The organism is Nonomuraea sp. NPDC049269 (assembly GCF_043197155.1).
GTDB lineage: Bacteria > Actinomycetota > Actinomycetes > Streptosporangiales > Streptosporangiaceae > Nonomuraea.
Map to the genome: position 1 here is coordinate 469,988 of NZ_JBICSO010000003.1, position 17,360 is coordinate 487,347.

General features: G+C 71.3%; 17 protein-coding genes. 8 read left to right on the forward strand and 9 right to left on the reverse strand.

All coding sequences use genetic code 11. The annotated features are described in order from the left end of the window. Positions 1-7: 7 nt before the first annotated feature. The 7 genes from ACGFNP_RS19860 to ACGFNP_RS19890 form a co-directional block, all read right to left on the reverse strand. Positions 8-1,426 (reverse strand): S41 family peptidase, encoded by a 1,419-nt coding sequence (locus ACGFNP_RS19860; protein ID WP_393320396.1) that lies wholly within the window; start codon positions 1,424-1,426, stop codon positions 8-10. Beyond that, complete coding sequence (locus tag ACGFNP_RS19865) at positions 1,423-2,475, reverse strand: ABC transporter permease (RefSeq protein WP_393320399.1); 1,053 nt, start codon at positions 2,473-2,475, stop codon at positions 1,423-1,425. The genes ACGFNP_RS19860 and ACGFNP_RS19865 overlap by 4 nt, the downstream gene beginning before the upstream one ends. Next, positions 2,475-3,362 carry an ABC transporter ATP-binding protein gene (locus ACGFNP_RS19870; RefSeq protein WP_393320402.1) on the reverse strand — a complete coding sequence of 296 codons (888 nt, stop codon included), beginning with the start codon at positions 3,360-3,362 and terminating at the stop codon, positions 2,475-2,477. The genes ACGFNP_RS19865 and ACGFNP_RS19870 overlap by 1 nt, the downstream gene beginning before the upstream one ends. Beyond that, entirely contained in the window at positions 3,359-3,751 is a 393-nt protein-coding gene (locus ACGFNP_RS19875; RefSeq protein WP_219527009.1) for a GntR family transcriptional regulator, read from the reverse strand. Before ACGFNP_RS19875 ends, ACGFNP_RS19870 begins: the two co-directional genes overlap by 4 nt. A gap of 75 nt (positions 3,752-3,826) precedes the next feature. Continuing rightward, a complete protein-coding gene (locus ACGFNP_RS19880; RefSeq protein WP_358316594.1) occupies positions 3,827-4,183 on the reverse strand; it encodes a nucleotide pyrophosphohydrolase in 357 nt (118 codons plus the stop codon). Between the two features lie 38 nt (positions 4,184-4,221). Continuing rightward, the gene (locus ACGFNP_RS19885) at positions 4,222-4,866 is read right to left on the reverse strand and encodes a response regulator transcription factor (RefSeq protein WP_358316591.1); all 645 of its coding nucleotides are present in this window, start codon (positions 4,864-4,866) and stop codon (positions 4,222-4,224) included. Beyond that, on the reverse strand, positions 4,863-6,011 hold the full coding sequence (locus tag ACGFNP_RS19890) for a histidine kinase (protein WP_358316588.1): 1,149 nt from the start codon (positions 6,009-6,011) through the stop codon (positions 4,863-4,865). The genes ACGFNP_RS19885 and ACGFNP_RS19890 overlap by 4 nt, the downstream gene beginning before the upstream one ends. A 133-nt stretch (positions 6,012-6,144) precedes the next feature. Between ACGFNP_RS19890 and ACGFNP_RS19895 the strand changes: the two genes are divergently transcribed. The 4 genes from ACGFNP_RS19895 to ACGFNP_RS19910 are packed head-to-tail and all read left to right on the forward strand — an operon-like array spanning position 6,145 to position 9,371. Then, positions 6,145-7,248, forward strand: a complete 1,104-nt coding sequence (locus ACGFNP_RS19895; protein WP_393320407.1) for an alpha/beta hydrolase family protein — start codon at positions 6,145-6,147, stop codon at positions 7,246-7,248. Between the two features lie 26 nt (positions 7,249-7,274). After that, positions 7,275-7,718: a MarR family transcriptional regulator gene (locus tag ACGFNP_RS19900; protein WP_393320410.1), complete on the forward strand. Its 444-nt coding sequence runs from the start codon at positions 7,275-7,277 to the stop codon at positions 7,716-7,718. 13 nt (positions 7,719-7,731) lie between these two features. Beyond that, the gene (locus ACGFNP_RS19905; RefSeq protein ID WP_393320413.1) at positions 7,732-8,529 is read left to right on the forward strand and encodes an aminotransferase class IV; all 798 of its coding nucleotides are present in this window, start codon (positions 7,732-7,734) and stop codon (positions 8,527-8,529) included. Between the two features lie 32 nt (positions 8,530-8,561). Beyond that, on the forward strand, positions 8,562-9,371 hold the full coding sequence (locus ACGFNP_RS19910; RefSeq protein ID WP_393320416.1) for an alpha/beta fold hydrolase: 810 nt from the start codon (positions 8,562-8,564) through the stop codon (positions 9,369-9,371). 8 nt (positions 9,372-9,379) lie between these two features. Here the strand turns inward: ACGFNP_RS19910 and ACGFNP_RS19915 are convergent, their stop codons facing one another. Further along, positions 9,380-10,531: a hypothetical protein gene (locus ACGFNP_RS19915; RefSeq protein WP_393320419.1), complete on the reverse strand. Its 1,152-nt coding sequence runs from the start codon at positions 10,529-10,531 to the stop codon at positions 9,380-9,382. Then, positions 10,532-10,813, reverse strand: coding sequence for a hypothetical protein (locus ACGFNP_RS19920; RefSeq protein WP_358316570.1), 282 nt, complete (start codon positions 10,811-10,813; stop codon positions 10,532-10,534). 134 nt (positions 10,814-10,947) lie between these two features. Here ACGFNP_RS19920 and ACGFNP_RS19925 point away from each other — a divergent pair, with 134 nt between their 5' ends. The 4 genes from ACGFNP_RS19925 to ACGFNP_RS19940 all read left to right on the forward strand — a co-directional run bounded on the left by ACGFNP_RS19925 (position 10,948) and on the right by ACGFNP_RS19940 (position 17,283). Further along, positions 10,948-11,370, forward strand: coding sequence for a YbaB/EbfC family nucleoid-associated protein (locus tag ACGFNP_RS19925; RefSeq protein ID WP_358316567.1), 423 nt, complete (start codon positions 10,948-10,950; stop codon positions 11,368-11,370). A gap of 137 nt (positions 11,371-11,507) precedes the next feature. After that, positions 11,508-13,652, forward strand: coding sequence for a hypothetical protein (locus ACGFNP_RS19930; RefSeq protein WP_393320423.1), 2,145 nt, complete (start codon positions 11,508-11,510; stop codon positions 13,650-13,652). Beyond that, positions 13,649-14,773, forward strand: a complete 1,125-nt coding sequence (locus tag ACGFNP_RS19935) for a DUF58 domain-containing protein (RefSeq protein WP_393320426.1) — start codon at positions 13,649-13,651, stop codon at positions 14,771-14,773. Before ACGFNP_RS19930 ends, ACGFNP_RS19935 begins: the two co-directional genes overlap by 4 nt. Next, entirely contained in the window at positions 14,761-17,283 is a 2,523-nt protein-coding gene (locus ACGFNP_RS19940) for a transglutaminaseTgpA domain-containing protein (protein WP_393320429.1), read from the forward strand. The genes ACGFNP_RS19935 and ACGFNP_RS19940 overlap by 13 nt, the downstream gene beginning before the upstream one ends. The last annotated feature ends 77 nt before the right edge of the window (positions 17,284-17,360 follow it).

Consider the following 17,360-nt stretch of genomic DNA (forward strand, 5'->3'; position numbering starts at 1 on the left):
GGTCCGTTCACTTGTGCAACAAGGTCAGGGCCTTGGCCAGGGCGGGGTCGCGCCCGGCGGCCGCGTCCTTCGGGGTCAGGGGTACGTAGTGGTCGGGCGGCACACCGATCCGGTCGATCACCTCGCGGTTGGGCCCCAGGTGATGCCTGGCCGGGAAGCCCAGCGCGGTGTTGTTACGCAGCAGGTACGACTGCGCCGGCCCGGAGATCACGCCGGCGGTTCTGGTGCCGACCAGCTGGCCCAGGCGCAGGTCCTTGACCGCGGAGCTGAAGTGCTCGCAGGCCGAGGCGCAGCTGCGGTCGGTGAGCACCATCAGGGGCAGGCCGAGCAGCTCGACGGTGTCGTCGGTCCACGAAGTCTCGCATTTGCCGTCCACGGTGCACTGGTAGGCGGTGACCTTGCCGTGGCCGAACGCGCTCAGCAGCCGGATCGCCTCCGTGGGGCTGCCGCCGCCGTTGCCGCGCAGGTCCAGCACGACGCCGGTGAGCGTCCGGCCGGTGCGCAGCCTGGAGATCGCCTTGAACACCCTGGTCGCGGAGTCGGGAGCGAACCCACGCAACCGCACATAGGCGATGCCGTCATCCAGCAGCTTCGACTGCACCACTTGCAGGGCGGCCAGATCCCGCTGAAAGAGGCCGGGCTTGAGCGTCACGCTCCAGCGGCGGCCGGTGCTCTGCCGCAGAAGCCGCAGCCGGACCGGACGCGCTTCCGGATATTGCGGGTAGAGGGCGGCGATCGCGGGGGTGGCCTTCGCGTCGATGAAGGGCGCCGATCCGTTGATCGATTCGATGATGTCGCCCGCGCGCAGTCCGGCGGCCTGCGCCGCGCCGCCCTGCACGGCGGTGACGAACAGTGGGGGGACCGCGACGCCGGGGTTGCCGTTCACCTGCGGGCCGTTGATGTTCGCCTGCAGACCCAGGCCGTAGCCGTCACCGTCGTAGTAGTCGGGCGGCCGCTTGGCGTCGTGCGACCAGCGGGCGTGGTTGTCGCCGAGGCCGGCCACCATCGCCTCAAGGGTGACGACGGCCAGCTTGTCACGCAGGTCCGGCACCTGATCGGTGACCTTCCGATAGACCCCCTCGAAGGCGGCCCAGTCGGCTTTGCGGTCGCCGGTCAGCGCGGGCATGCCGGCCTCGGGTACATCGCGCCCGTCGCGGTTGACCTCCTGGGTCAGGGCGACGAATCCGGCGGTCAGCAGTGAGCGGGCGTCCAGGGTGGCGCCGCTGTAGTAGTTGCCGAGGATGCAGAAGTACGCCTGCTCGATCACGTCGATCGTGGTGGGAGTCTCCGCCCCGGGCGCTCGCTGTGGCCGCGCGCAGACCGTACTGCCCGCCGTGCTCGCCTCGCCGCGCGGTGGCGCCGGTGCCGTGCAGGCCGCCGCCAAGAGGAGGGCGAGCCCGGCGGCCACGGTCCTGATGACGGTCATGACAGGCGCTTCCGGATCCACCAGAAGCACAACCAGGTGAGGCCGAGGGTGAGCAGGGCGTAGATCCCGGTCTCGATCCACTGGAAGGGCCAGAAGCGGTTAAGGGGCTGGTACGTCGCCTGCTGCCGGTAGCCGAGCCGGTTGATCTCCGCCGGGCACGCGCCCATGCCCTGCTGTCCCGCCGGTGAGCAGGGTCCCGACGTCGTCGAGATCTGGACGAGCCCGACTCCGGGTTCGGGGCCGGCGACCGGACGTCCGGACGGATCGAGGATACCGCTGGACAGGACCCAGGCGCCCGCGTCGCCGGGAACAGAATTATTCAGGCGAACCTCCACATATCCGCCTCGCTCCCGGTTTATACCGAGGCCGTCCACGTTCACCTCGCTGAGCTCGAAGGTCGAGGTGACCGGGGCCATCAGATGGGGCCGGACCAGCATCGGCATGGCGAGCTGGATCGCGACGAAGACTGCCAGGGTGATGGCCATGGCGGGCACCGTGCGGCGCACCATCATGCCCACGGTCACGCCCAGGACGAAGGCGAAGGCCGCGTACCCCAGCGGGGCGATGCCGCGCGCGCCGAACACCAGGGGAGCCATCAAGGCCAGGTCGCCCGGGGCCGACTTGTCCAGGGGACCGGACCACCAGGTCACCACGAGGCCGCACAGTCCGGCGGCGGCCGCGGCGACCAGGCCGGTGAGCCCGAGCTTGACCGCCAGCCAGCGGCCGCGGGTGATGCCCTGGTTCCACACCAGCAGGTGCGTGCCCGCCTCCAGCTCACGGGTGATCAACGGTGCTCCCCAGAAGAGCCCGGCGAGGGCGGGCAGGAGCAGCACGACCAGGGACAGGGCCATGAAGGGCGTGTCGTACTCGCCGAAGAAGCGGTCGTAGAAGCGGCCGCAGGAGTCGTCCTGGACACAGCCGGCGATCCCGGTGGAATAGTCGGCCGCCAGTTTCGGGCCGGTCAGGGCCAGGACGACGGCGAGGATGACGAGCAGGCCGGCCATCATCACGGCCGCACCACGGAACTGGCGCCAGGTCAGCCAGATCATCACCGCACCTCCAGGGCGATTCGCCGGTCGTCGGCGGTGTGCTTCTCCATGTAGGCCAGGACGAGGTCTTCCAGGCTGAGCTGGCTGACCGTCCAGGCGGGGTCGTGAATCGGGGCGTCGGTACGGATCACGAGCGTGCTCTGCCGGTCGGTGTGGCGCGCGGAGACAACCTGCTGGTCATCGGGGAGCCGGTCGGGATCGCGGCGCGGGCCGGTGAGCCGGTGATGGGTGGCCAGGAGCTTGTCGACCTCTCCCGCCACCTCGACGCGCGAGTCGACGAGCACGACCAGGAAGTCGCAGACCCGTTCCAGGTCGGCGACCAGGTGAGAGGAGAGGACCACACTGAACTCGTGCTCGACGACCGCCTCCATCAGGCTCTGCAGGAACTCGCGGCGGGCCAGCGGGTCGAGCGAGGCGACGGGCTCGTCCAGGATCAGCAGTTCGGGCCGTTTGGCCAGGCCCAGGGTGAGGGCGAGCTGGGCGCGCTGGCCGCCGGACAGCTTTCCCGCCCGCTGGTTGGGATCGAGACCGAGCAGTCTGATCCGCTCCCGTGCCAGCACGGCGTCCCAACGGAGATTGAGCCGGGCCCCCAATTGCAGATGGTCGGCGACGCTCAGCCCGGCGTAGACGGGGGTGTCCTGGGCGACGAATCCGACCTTGGCCAACTGCGCGGGACCGCCGGCGGGCCGGCCGCCCAGCACGGTGATGCCGCCCGTCGTGGGCTCCAGCTGGCCGCTGGCCAGCTTCAGCAGCGTGGTCTTGCCGGCTCCGTTGGGACCCACCAGCCCGACGACGTGCCCGGCGGGGATGTCGATGGTGCAGTCGCGCAGCGCCCAGCGCCTGCCGTATCTCTTGCCCAGGCCCTGGGCTTCCAGGACGGTCTTCACGCTATGTCCTCCTGAGCGGTGGTCCGAAAGGTGGTCATGAAGAGGGCCTCGATGCTCTCGTCGTCGAGACCGGCTCGGCGGGCCTTGGCCAGCCAGCGCCGTAGTTCGAGCCGCAGCGGACCGTGCGCGGCCAGGGAGGTGTCGGTGAGCGTCGCCGTCACGAACGTCCCCACCCCTGGCCTGGCTGCGGCCAGGCCCTCGTGTTCGAGCTCCCGGTAGGCCTTCAGGACGGTGTTGGGGTTGATCGCCAGTTGCGCCACGGCCTCCTTGACGGTCGGCAGCTGATCGCCTTCGCGCAGCAGGCCGAGCCGTAGCGCGTGCCGTACCTGCTGGACGAGCTGCAGGTACGGCGAGACTCCTGACTTCGTATCCAGATGGAACTCGATCACCGGCTACTCCATTTATCTAGTTCTCTAGTACTTTAGACACCTGTATGTATGGAGTCGGTAAAGAGCCGGGGCGCGTTACAGGTCGAGGGGCGGGGCCTTTCTGGCGGAGCCGCGATAGAGGTCGGCGTCGTAGCGCTTCTCGCCCTCGTCGAGCTTGGCGTAGGCGGCCGCCACCAGGTCGACGCCGAGCACGTCCGCGAGCCGCACCAGGTATTGCGTCACGTCGGCGAGCTCCGAACGCACCCTGGCCAGGGTCTCGGGGTCGAGGTCGGCGGATTCGGCGGGGGTGAGCCACTGGAACTCGGCCAGCAACTCCCCCGCCTCTCCGGCCAGCGCCATGGCGAGGTTCTTCGGCGTGTGGAACTGCTCCCAGTCGCGCGCCCGCGCGAACTCCCGCAGCCGTTCGGCAAGTGGTCCCAACTCGTTCGTCACGCCTGACGACCTTATCGGGGCGGCCCCATCGGGGCGGGTCAGAGATCGGCGTCGTGGACGAGGATGGCGGCCTGGACGCGGTTGGTCAGGCCGAGCTTGGCCAGCACCCGGCTGACGTGCGCCTTGACCGTCGCCTCCGAGAGGCGGAGGTCGCGGCCGATCTCGGCGTTCGACAGGCCGCGGGCCAGGGCTCTGATCACGTCCTCCTCCCGGCCGGTGAGCGAGGCGAGCCGCCTGCGGGCCGACTCCGAGCGCGAGGGCGCCTTGTCGACGAACGCGTCGATCAGCCGCCTGGTGACCGACGGGGAGAGCATGGCCTGGCCGGCGGCCACCGTACGGACGGCGGCGGTCAGGTCTCTGGGCGGGGTGTCCTTGAGCAGGAAGCCGACCGCGCCGAGCCGCAACGCCTCGTGGACGTACTCGTCCAGGTCGAACGTGGTCAGCATGACCAGCTTGGGCGGGTCCGGGGTGGCCAGCACGCGGGCGGCGGCGGTCAGGCCGTCGGTGCCGGGCATGCGCACGTCCATGAGCACCACGTGCGGCCTCAGCCGGGCCGCCGCTCCGACGGCCTCCTCGCCGTCCCTGGCCTCGCCCACCACCACGATGTCGTCGGCCGTCTCCAGGATCATCCGCAGCCCGGACCTGACCAGGGCCTCGTCGTCCACGACCAGCACCCGGATCATGCCGTGGCCCGTACGGGGATGGCGGCCGTGACGCCGTAACCGCCCTCCTGCCGGGGGCCCGCCTGGAGCGACCCGCCGAGGAGCTCGACCCGCTCACGCAGCCCCGCCAACCCCCAGCCCGCTCCGGGCAGGGCCTGCTCCGCGCCCGGCGCATCGGCGGTTCCGCGGTTCAGCACCTCGACCTGGAGAGTGCCGTTCAGGAAGCGGACATGGACGTCGGTGTGCGCGTCGCGGGCGTGTTTGTGCACGTTGGTGAGCGCCTCCTGCACCACGCGGTAGGCGGTACGTTCGACCGTCAGGCCCAGCGCGCGCGGTTCGCCGTGGTCGTGCCTGCGCACCGAGATGCCCAGCTCGCGCGACTGGTCGAGGAGCCGGTCGAGGTCGGCCAGCGTGGGCTGCGGGCTCAGCTCGGCGGGCTGCTGGTTCGAGCGCAGGACGCCGAGCAGCTCACGCAGGTTGGCCAGCGCCTCCCGGCCGATGCCGCCGATCATGGACGCCGTACGGGCCGTCGGCTCGTCGGCGGTCCGTACCTCCAGCGCCCCGGCGTGCAGCACCATCAGCGAGACCCGGTGCGCGACGACGTCGTGCATCTCCCTGGCGATGCGCGCCCGCTCCTGGGCCCTGGCCTGCTCGGCCCGCATCACCTGCTCGCGTTCGAGCCGGTCGGCCCGCTCTCTGGCGGCGGCCAGCACGTCGCGCTTCGCCCGGGTCCAGAGCCCGTACATGAACGGCAGCCCTACCAGGGCCATGGCCATCAGCGCCACGTTGGCGCCGGTCGCGGTGACCATCTCCCGGCGCCCGCCGATCAGGTCGCCGACGATGACGGCCGAGGCGAACGCCACGGCGGTCCCGCCCAGGTAGATCGTGACGCCACGGGTGCCGCGCAGCGTCGTACCCGCGTAATAGGAGGCGACCATCAGCGGCGGCCACATCACCAGCCACACGTAGAAGACGGCACCGAGCAGGGCGAGCGGCCACCATGCCCGCCGCGCGAACCACGCCGCCACGCCCGCCGCGGCCGCCGTCACGACGAACACCGGGGACGTCATCCCGCCCGTCTGGTCGAACGGCACCGCGGACGACACGAACACGCCCACCCCGAGCACCACGGGCAAGCCGCCCTCGATCCGTCTGCTCACCTGCATGTTCTTCAGCGTAGGGCCCGGCGCCGGGCCGCCACCCGAGCCGATCGTCGATCCGGACCGCTACGAAAGGAGGGGGTGCGGGTCGACTTCCAGGTCAAGCCGGGCCGGTGGGTCCGGGCCCAGGCTGGCCCACATGAAACGACACCTCTTCGTCGCCCTCGGCGTGGCCGGCGCCCTGCTGGCGACGCCGTCCGTACAGGCGCGGGCCGCGACCGGCACCGCGTTGCCCGCGCCCACCGGGAAGTATCCCGTAGGGCTGGCCTCCCTGCATCTGGTCGACGCCGATCGTCCCGATCCGTGGGTGCCGCAGGACGGGTCGCGGCAGCTCATGGTCTCCCTGTGGTATCCGGCCGCCAAGGCGGGCACACAGGCGGCCCCCTACGTGACGCCGCAGGAGTCGGCGCTGATCGTCAAGGACTATCCGAACGTCCCGGCCGACGCGCTGGCCAGGACCCGGACGTACGCCACGCTGGACGCGAAGCCGCTCACCCGCCGCCAGGGCCTGCCGCTCGTGCTCGTGTCGCCCGGCTTCTCCTTCCCCCGCGCGACGATGACCTCGCTGGCGGAGGACCTGGCCAGCAAGGGGTACCTGGTCGCGGCCGTCGAGCACACCTACGAGTCGGCGGCCACCACGTTCCCCGACGGGCGGACCACCACCTGCGCGGCATGCGTGGGAGAGAACAACGAGGAGAAGGGGATCGCGGTCGCCAAGAGCCGGGTGAAGGATCTGTCGTTCGTGCTCGACCGGCTCACCGCGAAGTCCGGGTGGGGACGGCTGGTCGACAGGTCGCGGATCGGCATCGTCGGCTTCTCGGCGGGCGGCAACGCGGCCCCGCAGCTCATGGCGGCGGACAAGCGGGTGCGGGCCGGGGTGAACCTCGACGGGAGCTACAACCCGAAGCAGCCGACGACGGCGATACGCGGGCCGCTCCTCATGATGGGCACCGAGCAGAACCACACGCCGACCGGTGACCAGTCGTGGGCCGGCTGGTGGCCGAAGGTGCAGGGCTGGAAGCGCTGGCTGTCGGTCGCGGGCACGGATCACGGCTCGTTCACCGACTACGCGGTGATCAGGCCGCAGGTGGGGCTGCCCGCCCCGGCGCTCGACGGTGAGCGCTCGGTGTCGATCACCCGGGCGTACGTCGGCGCCTTCCTCGACCGGCACCTGCGCCAGGAGCGGGAGCCGCTGCTGGACAAGCCGTCGAAGGACTTGCCCGAAGTGAAGTTCTGGCCCTAGATCGGTTCGGCGGTATCGTGCCTGAGGTGAACGGGGTCGAGTTGTTCCTGCTCGGGCGGACGCTGATGAAGATCGGCGAGGAGGCCATGCCCACCGAGGGCATCGGCGAGCATTCCACCAGCATCCGGACGGTCCTCATCGTGGTGAGCGACATCCGGCAGCATCCCGACACCTCCGTGGGCGAGGTCGCGGCCCGTACCGGTCTGCCGCAGAGCGCCGTCTCCGCCGCCGTCGCCCGGCTGAAGACCGTGGGCGCCCTGGAGACCATGACCGATCCCCGGGACCGGCGGCGCTCTCTGATCAGGGAGTCGCCGCAGGTTTCGGACCGGGTCTCGGAGGTACGTGCCGCGCCTGTGGACGACGCCGTGGCCGCGGCCCTCGACACCGACGACCGGCAGGACATCGCCGAGACCGTCGCCCTGCTCGAGGAGCTCGCCCGGCGCCTCATCCCCAGGACGCTCAACCGCTAGCCGGAACAGGGAGTTGATCGACATCGAACGCACCGTGATCGACGGCAAGCTCGCCGAGGCGCCGGAAGTGACGCTGGCCGTCTCGGCGAGATACGGGCACTTCACCGCGATGCAGGTCAGGCAGGGCCGGGTACGCGGCCTCGACCGCCACCTCGACCGGCTCGACCGGGCCACCGAGGAGTTGTTCGGCCGTCCGCTCGACCGCGCGCTCGTCGTCGACTCCATCAGATCGGCCCTGGGCCTGGACAGCGGGCTCGGGGCCGGGCCTGACGCGTCCGTGCGGGTGTACGTGTGCGAGGTGGCCCAGTTGCACGTGCTGGTGACCGCCACGGCTCCCGTCGAGATCGCCACCACTCCGCAGAGCCTCAGATCGGTCCGCTACCAGCGTTTCCTGCCGCACATCAAGCACACGGGCGGCTTCCCGCAGGGCTACCTCGGGCGGCGGGTGGAGGCCGAGGGCTTCGACGAGGCGCTGCTCACCACGGACGACGGGGTGATCTCCGAGGGTTCGATCACCAATCTGGGGTGTTACGACGGCAACCGGGTGATCTGGCCGGACGCGCCCATGCTGCACGGCATCACGATGCAGCTCATGGAGGCGGGGCTGACGCGGGCGGGCGTGCCGTACGAGAGCCGGGTGCTGCGGGTGGAGGACCTGCGGGACTTCCCTGCGGTGTTCCTGACGAACTCGCGCGGCGTCGTGCCCGTGGGGCGGGTCGACGACGTGACGCTGAAGGTGGACGAGAGGGCGGTGGGCCGCCTGATCGGCTACTTCGAGGGAATGCCCTGGGAGGAGATACATCATTCTTGATGCATCAAATTTGATGCGTTATGGTGGTGGTCATGAACTCAGGCATGTTGCGGGTGGACGGCGCGAACCTCTACTTCGAAGTGCGGGGCACCGGTCCTGTCCTGCTGATCTCCCAGAGCGGCGAGGGTGACGCCGGACGCAGCGTGGACCTCGTGGACCAGCTCGTCGCCGACCACACGGTGATCACGTACGACCGGCGCGGGCTCTCGCGCAGCATCCCGGACGACCCGGCCGGGGGCGCGACCGTCGAGCAGCACGTCGACGACGTCCGCCGCCTACTCGATCACTTGACCGGCGAGCCGGTGACGATGCTGGGCCTGAGCTTCGGCGCCACCATCGGGCTCCACCTGGTCGCGAGCGGCCGGTTGAGCAGGCTGATCGCGCATGAGCCCGTCGCTCCGTGGTTGCTGCCCGCCGACGAGTGCCTCGGCCACCAGCGGGAGCTCGCCGACGGTCAGGAGATCTACCGGCGCGACGGCCTGCCCGCCCTGCTCAAGGAGATCGGCAGGGCGCTCGGCATCGACCTCGCCGCCCGGGACGTCGAGCCGGACCTGACCCCGCAGCCGATGACCGAGCAGCGGGCCGCCAACTTCCACTATTTCGTGGAGCACGACTGGACGGCGGCCATCGCCGACCGGCTGGACCCGGCCACGTTGAAGGGCGCCCCGATCGTGCCCGTCGCCGGTCGCACCACCCCGCACACGGTCTTCGACTACCGGTGCGCGGAGGAGCTGGCGCGGCTGCTCGGCACCGACCTCGTGCACTTTCCGGGCGGGCACAACGGCAACACCTCGCACCCCAGGGCGTACGCGGCCCGGCTCCGCGAGGTCCTCGCTCAGTGAATCCCCGGCTACTTCCCGCCGGGTAGATCCGGTGGGTCGGGAACGCGCAGGGGCGGGGCCGAGGGGGCGAAGGGGACCGCGAGCCTGAGGCCCACGCTGGGCGCGAAGCCCAGTAGCGAGCTCTGCGCCATCGGCGGCAGGTTCCTGAACCACTGGGGTGACGGCACGCCCCGCTGCCCCGCCGCCGGGTTGAACGCCCGCCCCACGGCCCCGTTGAAGCCGCCCGCGATGCCGGAGAACAGCGCCACGTCACTGAACGTCTGCCCCCAGGACTTGCCCTCGATCCTGGCGTTCCAGAAGGCGGGCACGCCGCCCGCGATCGCGCCCATCGTCACGTTGTTGAGCAACGGCCGCCTGGCGGCCAGGCCGGTGAAGTAGTTCGTGGCGCCGAGGGGGCCGGTGAGGCCGGCGATCGTCGAGGCGTTGGCGGTCTGGGCGAGCGAGAGGATGGAGATGTCCAGCGGGTTCTGGCCGAAGACGCCTCTGGCCACGCCGCCGGCCAGCAGGTTGCCGCCGAAGGACCAGCCGTAGATCTGCCCATACTTCCCGAGTGTCTTCAGCGCGACCGCCTTGAAGCCGCCGCCGCTGTACATGCTGAGACCGCGTACCAGCCCCGACTTCCCGACGGCCTCAAGCGTGCGCATGATCGCGGTGGCGGCGTTGCGCAGCGAGAAGAACCTGCTCAAGATGCCCGTCGCCACGGTGGCGCCGCGGGCCGCGATCCCGGCGGAGGCCGCCCACGCGGCGTAGCCGCTGAGGGCCGCGGCGGCGACCGAGACGGCCGCGCCCGCGGCCATCGAGATCACCAGGGACTCGATGAGGTCGTTGAGCGCCTTCCGGGTCTTGCGGGTCGCCTCGACCGACTGTTTCAGCACCTCGGCCGCGGTGCCGAGATGGTCGATGGCCGCCGTCCTGAACCGCTGGTCCAGGTGATGGGCCCATTTGTCGTGGAAGGTGGCGGCGTCGTCGCCCACCCAGCCGTCGAGCGACTTGGGGATGGGGCCGAGTTTCGGGTCGATCTCCTTGAGCGCCGTCTGGAATCCCAGGCAGGCGTCGGCCATGAGCAGCAGGCGTTGTTCCTGCTCCTCTCCGCCCAGGGAGGCGATCGCGTTCCGCAGGGTCCGGACGAGGTCGGTGATCGGGTCGAACGGTCCTGCCATTCAGCCACTTCCCAGTCGGGTGGCGCTCTCGCGCAGGCCGACGGCGGTCTCCCCCAGCTTGGCGGTGAGGTCGTCGGCGAAGCCGCACAGTTCGTCGTAGAACGCCTGGTAGGACGCGGCCAGCTCTTCCGAGCCCCGCTCGATCAGGCCGAAGCAGTCAGGGGTCGGCGCCGCCGAGGTGCGGAACGTGTCGACCGCCGGTCGCAGGAGAGCCGCGGCCTCGTCGCACGCCTGGCCGCCGGCGATCAGCACGGCGGGCTCGATCCTGATCCCCTTGCCCATCGGGAAACGTCCCTTCTTTTTAACCTGCTGGCCACCTTGCCGCAACAAACCACCCGAATCAACGAATCCTTTTACACTTCGACTTTTCCCGAAATATCGCCGTGTTGGGTGAACTGTCGGCGATTATCCCTGGCATGGATGCTGCGGAATTCCGCCCCGAAGACCTCGAACGGGTCACCGCTCAGGCGGAGGAGATGCTGCTCCGCGTCGAAGAGAGCCGTAAGGAGATCGACGCGGTCGTCGGCCGGGGCACCGGTGCGGACGGGCAGGTCCAGGTGGCGGCCGGCGCCACCGGACGGCTCACCGAGCTGGTCATAGCCCCCCGCGCGATGCGCCTGGACAGCCATCGGCTCGCCGGGGAGCTGCTGCGGGCCGTCCAGCAGGCGCAGGACGAGGCCGACCGGATGGTCAGGGAGGTCATGGCCGGCACGCTCGGCGAGTCGATGCCGTCGCAGGACGCGCTCGACGACCGGTTCAGCCAGGTCCTGGAGTCCTTCGAGTCGTCGATGGACGAGCAGTTCCAGGCCATCGACGAACTGCGCCGGGGCACGACCTGAGCGACACTTCGAGGTTGTTTGAAGAATGCCCCCGGCGGACCCGGCCGTTCTAGGGTGTCCGCTGGTATGCATGTGCACGAATGTCGCGGGATGTGAATTTGGTGGCCATTCGGTGGCAAAAGGCAGCACGACGGCGGGTGGCGGGCCTCGTCGCGCTCGCGCTCGTCGCCGTGCTCACGGGCATCGGATTCTTCCTGGGTACGGGGGTGTCCAGCGCCCGGCCCAAGCTCGCCGACATCGGCGCCTGGCTCGCGAGCGCGCTCAACGGTGAGGTCGTCCACGCCAACGGCCTGTCCGGCCAGGTCGACGGCCGGGTGGACCTGGCCGCCGCGAAGGGCGACAAGCTCAAGGTGGTCCAGGACGGCAACAGCGTGCTCGTCGTCGACGAGTCGACCGGCCAGGTCAGCCGCATCGACCCGACCCAGCTCGACGTCGCCCAGAGCAAGAGCCTGGGCGCCGGGGGCATGCAGCTCGTGATGGGCGCGGGCAAGGCGTACGCGATCGACCCGCGCGCGGGCACCGTCCAGCAGGTGAACCCGCTGACCGTGGACACGATCGGCGCCGCGATCACGCTCAAGGCCCCGCTCGGCCAGGCCGGCATCGACAAGAACGGAACCCTCTGGGTGCCCGTCCCGGAAGAAGGCACGCTCGCCCAGATCAACGGCGCGCAGCAGGGCAAGGCCGTGACCGTGGGCGAACCCGGCGACCCGCTCACGCTGACCATGGCCGACGGGGTGCCGCTGGTCACCAACTCCGCTGCCGCCTCGGCGATGGTCATCGGCTCGACAGGCACCCGGCTCACGGTGAGCCTGCCCAGCACGGTGACCGAGGCCGGACGCGGCGGCATGCTGATGCCCGCCGTCGCCGAGGCCACGATCGTCCCGATGCTCGCGCCCAAGCAAGGCGCGCTGGTGCTCGTGGACACCGCGAGCGGCGCGCTCAGCACCGTCTCGGTGAAGGGCGGCAAGCTCGGGCCGCCGCAGGCCCTCGGCCGCCGCGTCTACATCGCCGACGAGAGCACCGGACGGCTCATCGTGTACGACACGGTGGCCAAGAGGTTCGACCCCGAGAAGGTGGTCACGGGTAAGGCGGGGCCGCTGGAGGTGTTCGTCAAGGACGGGCTGCTCTGGGTCAACGACCAGTTCAGCGAGACGGCGCTGGTCATCGAACAGGACGGCAGGGCGCACCGGGTCGGCAAGTACGACGAGGCCCTCGGTCAGAAGGACACCCCAACTCCGCTGCCCGTACCCACCGGCATGCCTACGGTGGTGCCGCCGACGGCGACCGTTCCGACCAGGCAGAGCAATCAGCCCACGTCGAAGCCCACGGTGACGGTCACCCGTACGCCGAAGCCCACCGAGACCAAGCGCTCGCAGACCCCCAGCCCGCCTCCCACCACCACGCCCACCCCGACCCCGACCCCGACGCCGACTCCCACCCCGACCCCAACACCGACGCAGACCCCCGGCCCGCCGGGCACGGTCACGGCGAACTCGGGGCCCGGCTGGATGGAGATCGTCTTCACCCCGTCGAGCCAGGGCAAGGCCACGGGCTACACGCTCAAGGGGGCCCCGTCCGGCGCGAACGTGACCCCGGACCGGGTCAGGTCCGACGGCCCCTTCCAGTTCCGGGTGACCGGGGGCCGGTGCGACCAGGAGTACACCTTCCGGGTCGCGGCCCAGTACGACGGCGGCGAGTCCGTCTCCGAACCCACCATCCCGGTACGGCCCTGCGTCGCACCCGGCAGACCGGCGAGCTTCGAGGCCAAGGGCAAGAACCACGGCGCCGACCTCACCTGGTCGGCCCCCGACAACGCCAAGGAGGGCGGCGTCAGCTACGTACTCGAAGGCCCCGGCCAGCACCCCGGCACGCTCGACGGGACCAGCGCCGAGGTGACCGGGCTGAAGAACGGCCAGGACTACACCTGGACACTGCGCGCCAAGAACGACGCGGGCGAAGGCCAGGAGCGCGCCGAGGCCAAGGCCGGGCTGCAGCCGCCGTCCGCGCAGTTCCGCAACGCGCACAACGACAACCGGGACACCCTGATCCGGTCCGGGCCCTCCGCGGGGGCGGAGTCCGGCCGGATCCCTAAGGGCGAATACATCACCATGACCGTGATCTGCCAGACCAAGGGCGCGGGCTACACCGACACCGACACGGGCATGAGCAGCGACGTCTGGAACAAGGTGGAGTCCAGCCGAGGCAGCGGCTGGCTCAATGACGTGCTGATGGACACCCCGAAGGGGGGATTCCCCGCCGCCCCCCTCTGGGAGTGCGAATGATCACCAGAGCGGGCTGGGGCACCCTGGCCGCCTCCGTGCTGCTGTACGCCGTGGCGGCACCGCTCGGCTACCAGCAGGCGGGCGCGCTGTCGGCCGGCGGGATCGCCGCCGTCGGCGCCGGCCTGCTGTGGACGCTGCGTCGGCCCCGGCTGGAGGTACGCCGCGAGGTCACGCCCGTCAAGGTCGCCAGGGGCGACGCCGCCATCGCCATGCTGCGCGTCACGAACCGGGGCCGCTGGCGGCGCAACGGCCTCGAGGCCCACGACACCTGCCGGGACACCGCGATCGTGGTCGACGTACCGCCGCTGGCCAGGAACTCGACCGGCACCGTGTCGTACCGGCTGCCCACCCGCAGACGCGGCGAGACGTCCGTGGGCCCGCTGCGGCTCGACCGGGCCGACCCGTTCGGCCTGGCCCGGCGCACGACCTCGTACGGCCAGGCCGACCTGCTGCTGGTCAGGCCGCGTACGGTGCCGCTGGAGCCGCTGAACTCCGGCCGGCAGCGCCACCTCGACGGCTCCGCCTCCCGGTCGCCGAGCGGCACGATCACCTTCAACGGGGTCCGCGACTATGTGATCGGCGACGACCTGCGGCACATCCACTGGCGCTCCACGGCGCGCACCGGAACCCTCATGGTCAAGGAACTGGAGGACGTCAGCCTGCCGTACACGACCACGATCCTCGACACGCGCGCCGGGGCGTACGGGGGTGACGACGAGTTCGAGCTGGCGGTGGACGCGGCCGCCTCGGTCGCCTGGTCGGCGACCCGCCGCCGCTTCCCCGTACGCCTGCTGACCGGCGCCGGCGAGCTCCTGTCCGCCAAGGGCGGCGCCGAGGAGGCCGAGACCGTGCTCGACCGGCTGGCCCTCGTCGAGCGCGCCGCCGACGCGGACGCGCCGGCGGACGCGGTGCGCCGCGCGGGCTCCGGCGGGGCGCTGGTCCTGGTCACCGGCGCGCGAACGGCGCTGACGGGGGTCGCGTCGGTGCGCCGCCGCTTCGACCAGGTGGTCTGCGTGTGGGTCGGCGCCCCGTCCGCCGACGACGGGCCTTTGGTGGTGCCCGGCGTGACGGTCATCGAAATCGGCGACCTGACCGAACTGGCGGCGGCATGGCCGCGCTGACCACCCCACCGGGCATGCCACCCACTTATTCCGGCACGCACCCCACCCCGCCAAGCGCACAACCGGCCCCGCCGGGCATGCCGCCCACACAACCCGCGCCGTACGTGCAGTCGGCGTCGGGCCGGCGGCGGCCCGAGTCGTCAGGCGTGCGATCCGCATTGGGGCTGCGGTCCCGTTCACCGAAGGTCCGGACTGCGGCGGGCGAGCCCGCGCCGCTGCCGCAGGTGCCTGAGTGGCGGCGGGTGGTGTCGGTCGTCGTCGTGGTCCTGCTGGCGGGTACGGCCGGGCTGGGGTTCGACGGGGTGTTCGCCCTGGGCGCGTTGATCCCCGTGGTGGCCGTGGCGGCGGCGGTGCCGGGCGTGGTGGCGTACGCGCTGGTCAGGGTCCTGCCGTTGTGGGCGTCCCTGGCCGTGAACCTGCTGGCCTGGCTGACGGCGGTGTCGGCGACCCTGTTCAGGGCGCAGGCCATGGCCGGGTTCCTGCCGAGCCCGGCCAGTGCGCGGGCCGCGCTGCTCGGTGTGCGCGACTCGTGGAAGGCGCTGCTCACGACCATCCTGCCGGCCGAGGGGGACGGCAGGACGATCGTGCTGGCGCACTTCCTGGTGTGGGCGGCGGCGGTGGCCGGGGCCGAGTTGGCCCTGCGGACCAGGGCGGTGGTGCTGCCGGTCGCACCGGCCGTACCGGTGCTGGCCGCCGCCGTCGTCCTGGGCGTGGCCGGTCCCGGCTCGCGACTGCCGTCGGCGGCGATCGTCGTCGGGCTGGCGCTGGTGCTGGCACTGGTCCGGGCGGCCCGGTCCGTCAGGACGATCGCGGCGGGGGTGCCGCTGCTGGCCTGCCTCGTGCTGGTCGCCGTCGCGGCCGGGTCCGTGCTGCCGTTCGCCGCCAAGCCGTACGACGTGCGGCAGTTGGTGGCCCAGCCACCGCCGCGCCCGCTCGGAGGGGTGAGCCCGCTCGACCAGGTGTCCGCCTGGCTCCAGAACCCCTACCGCCAGCTCTTCACCGTCAGATCCACAGCCGAGGCGAACTGGCGGCTGGCCGTACTGGACCGCTTCGACGGCGTCACGTGGACCTCCAGCGCCGGCTACCTACCGACCGGCGGCCGGGTTCCCGGCGACGGCAACACGGGCGCCCGCGACGTCGTCGAGCAGCAGTTCACGCTGCAGAAGCTGGCCGGGCCCTGGTTGCCTGCGGCGGACCGTCCACAGCAGGTGAGCTTCACCGGCCCGGCAGCCGACCGCACAAACGACACCGCACCCACAGAAGGCACCGCACCCACAACCGACCCCGTGAGCAGCACCGAGCCGACGACCAACTCCGCGACCGGCACCGAGCCGACAGCCGCCCCCACGACCGGCCTGATGGCCGACCCCGCGACCGGAATGCTGGCGCGCACAGCAACCGCCACCGCCCGCGAGGGCGCCACGTATCGGGTGACATCGGGCATTCGCCGCTACTCCGCCGCGGAGTTGCGCGAGGCGGTCCCCGCCGCCGACCAGGCCGCCCTGGCGCTGCCCAACGGCCCCGACGGCCGTACGGCACCGCAGCGGGCCCGCCTCGCCACCATCGCGCGCAAGGCCACGGCCGGTGCCACGAGCCCCATGCAGCAGGCCGTACGACTGGCCGCCTACCTGCGCAAGCACGCCGGCTACGACGTCAACTCCCCGCCGGGGCACAGCTATCGCAGCATCGAGTTCTTCCTCACCGAGGCGAAGACAGGCACGACTGAGCAGTTCGCCGCGTCGTACGCGCTGCTCGCCCGCTCGCTCGGCCTGCCCAGCCGGGTGGTCGTCGGTTTCGGGCCGGGCAAGTCGCAGGGCGGCGGCGTACGGCAGGTGCTGGCGGGCGACGTGCTCGCCTGGGCGGAGGTGGAGTTCAAGGGGATCGGCTGGGTGCCGTTCTACCCGACCCCGGCGCGCAGCCACGCGGGCGAGAGCGGCGACGTCGCCGAGGGCGTGTCCAAGCAGCGGCAGGAGGTCGAACAGGAGATCAGCAGCGAGAACACGAAGCCCGGCCCGACACCGACGCCCCACAAACCCACACAAAAGCCGTCCCCTCTCAGGGACAGGAACGAGACGGGGGTTGCCTGGCTGCCGATCGCGGGCGCGGTGCTTGGGGGCCTGCTGGGCGGCTACCTGCTGGCGGTGACCGTGCTGCCGCCCCTGCGCCGCCGACGCCGCCGGGCGGGCGATCCGCGGGCACGGGTGGCGGGCGCGTGGCGGCAGACGGTGGTACGGCTGCGCGCCGCCGGGGTTCCGGCTTCGTCGGGCGTCCTGACGGCTCAGGAGGTGGCCACGCTGGGGGTGACGGCATTGGGCGCCCATGCGTACGAGCCGCTGACGGGACTGGCCGACCTGGCGAACCTCACCCGATTCGGCGACGTCCCCGTGGATCAGGCGGCGGCGGACACGGCGTGGCGGCACTACGCGGACGTCGACGTGCTGGTCAGAAAGAAGGTCGCGGTACCGCGCCGACTGGCCCATCGTCTGGCACCCGGCTCGCTGCTCCGCTGAGCGGCGTCGTAGAGCACCCAGGAGGGCAATTGGCCGGGGGGCGCGCCCCGGCCAATTGCTGCTGCCGAGAATGCCGA

Coding starts and splice junctions, on each gene's coding strand:
- ACGFNP_RS19920 (WP_358316570.1), bottom strand. CDS start 10,813: ATGGGCAAGGGGATCAGGATCGAGCCCGCCGTGCTGATCGCCGGCGGC.
- ACGFNP_RS19860 (WP_393320396.1), bottom strand. CDS start 1,426: ATGACCGTCATCAGGACCGTGGCCGCCGGGCTCGCCCTCCTCTTGGCG.
- ACGFNP_RS19910 (WP_393320416.1), top strand. CDS start 8,562: ATGAACTCAGGCATGTTGCGGGTGGACGGCGCGAACCTCTACTTCGAA.
- ACGFNP_RS19940 (WP_393320429.1), top strand. CDS start 14,761: ATGGCCGCGCTGACCACCCCACCGGGCATGCCACCCACTTATTCCGGC.
- ACGFNP_RS19935 (WP_393320426.1), top strand. CDS start 13,649: ATGATCACCAGAGCGGGCTGGGGCACCCTGGCCGCCTCCGTGCTGCTG.
- ACGFNP_RS19925 (WP_358316567.1), top strand. CDS start 10,948: ATGGATGCTGCGGAATTCCGCCCCGAAGACCTCGAACGGGTCACCGCT.
- ACGFNP_RS19890 (WP_358316588.1), bottom strand. CDS start 6,011: ATGCAGGTGAGCAGACGGATCGAGGGCGGCTTGCCCGTGGTGCTCGGG.
- ACGFNP_RS19885 (WP_358316591.1), bottom strand. CDS start 4,866: ATGATCCGGGTGCTGGTCGTGGACGACGAGGCCCTGGTCAGGTCCGGG.
- ACGFNP_RS19895 (WP_393320407.1), top strand. CDS start 6,145: ATGAAACGACACCTCTTCGTCGCCCTCGGCGTGGCCGGCGCCCTGCTG.
- ACGFNP_RS19915 (WP_393320419.1), bottom strand. CDS start 10,531: ATGGCAGGACCGTTCGACCCGATCACCGACCTCGTCCGGACCCTGCGG.
- ACGFNP_RS19865 (WP_393320399.1), bottom strand. CDS start 2,475: ATGATCTGGCTGACCTGGCGCCAGTTCCGTGGTGCGGCCGTGATGATG.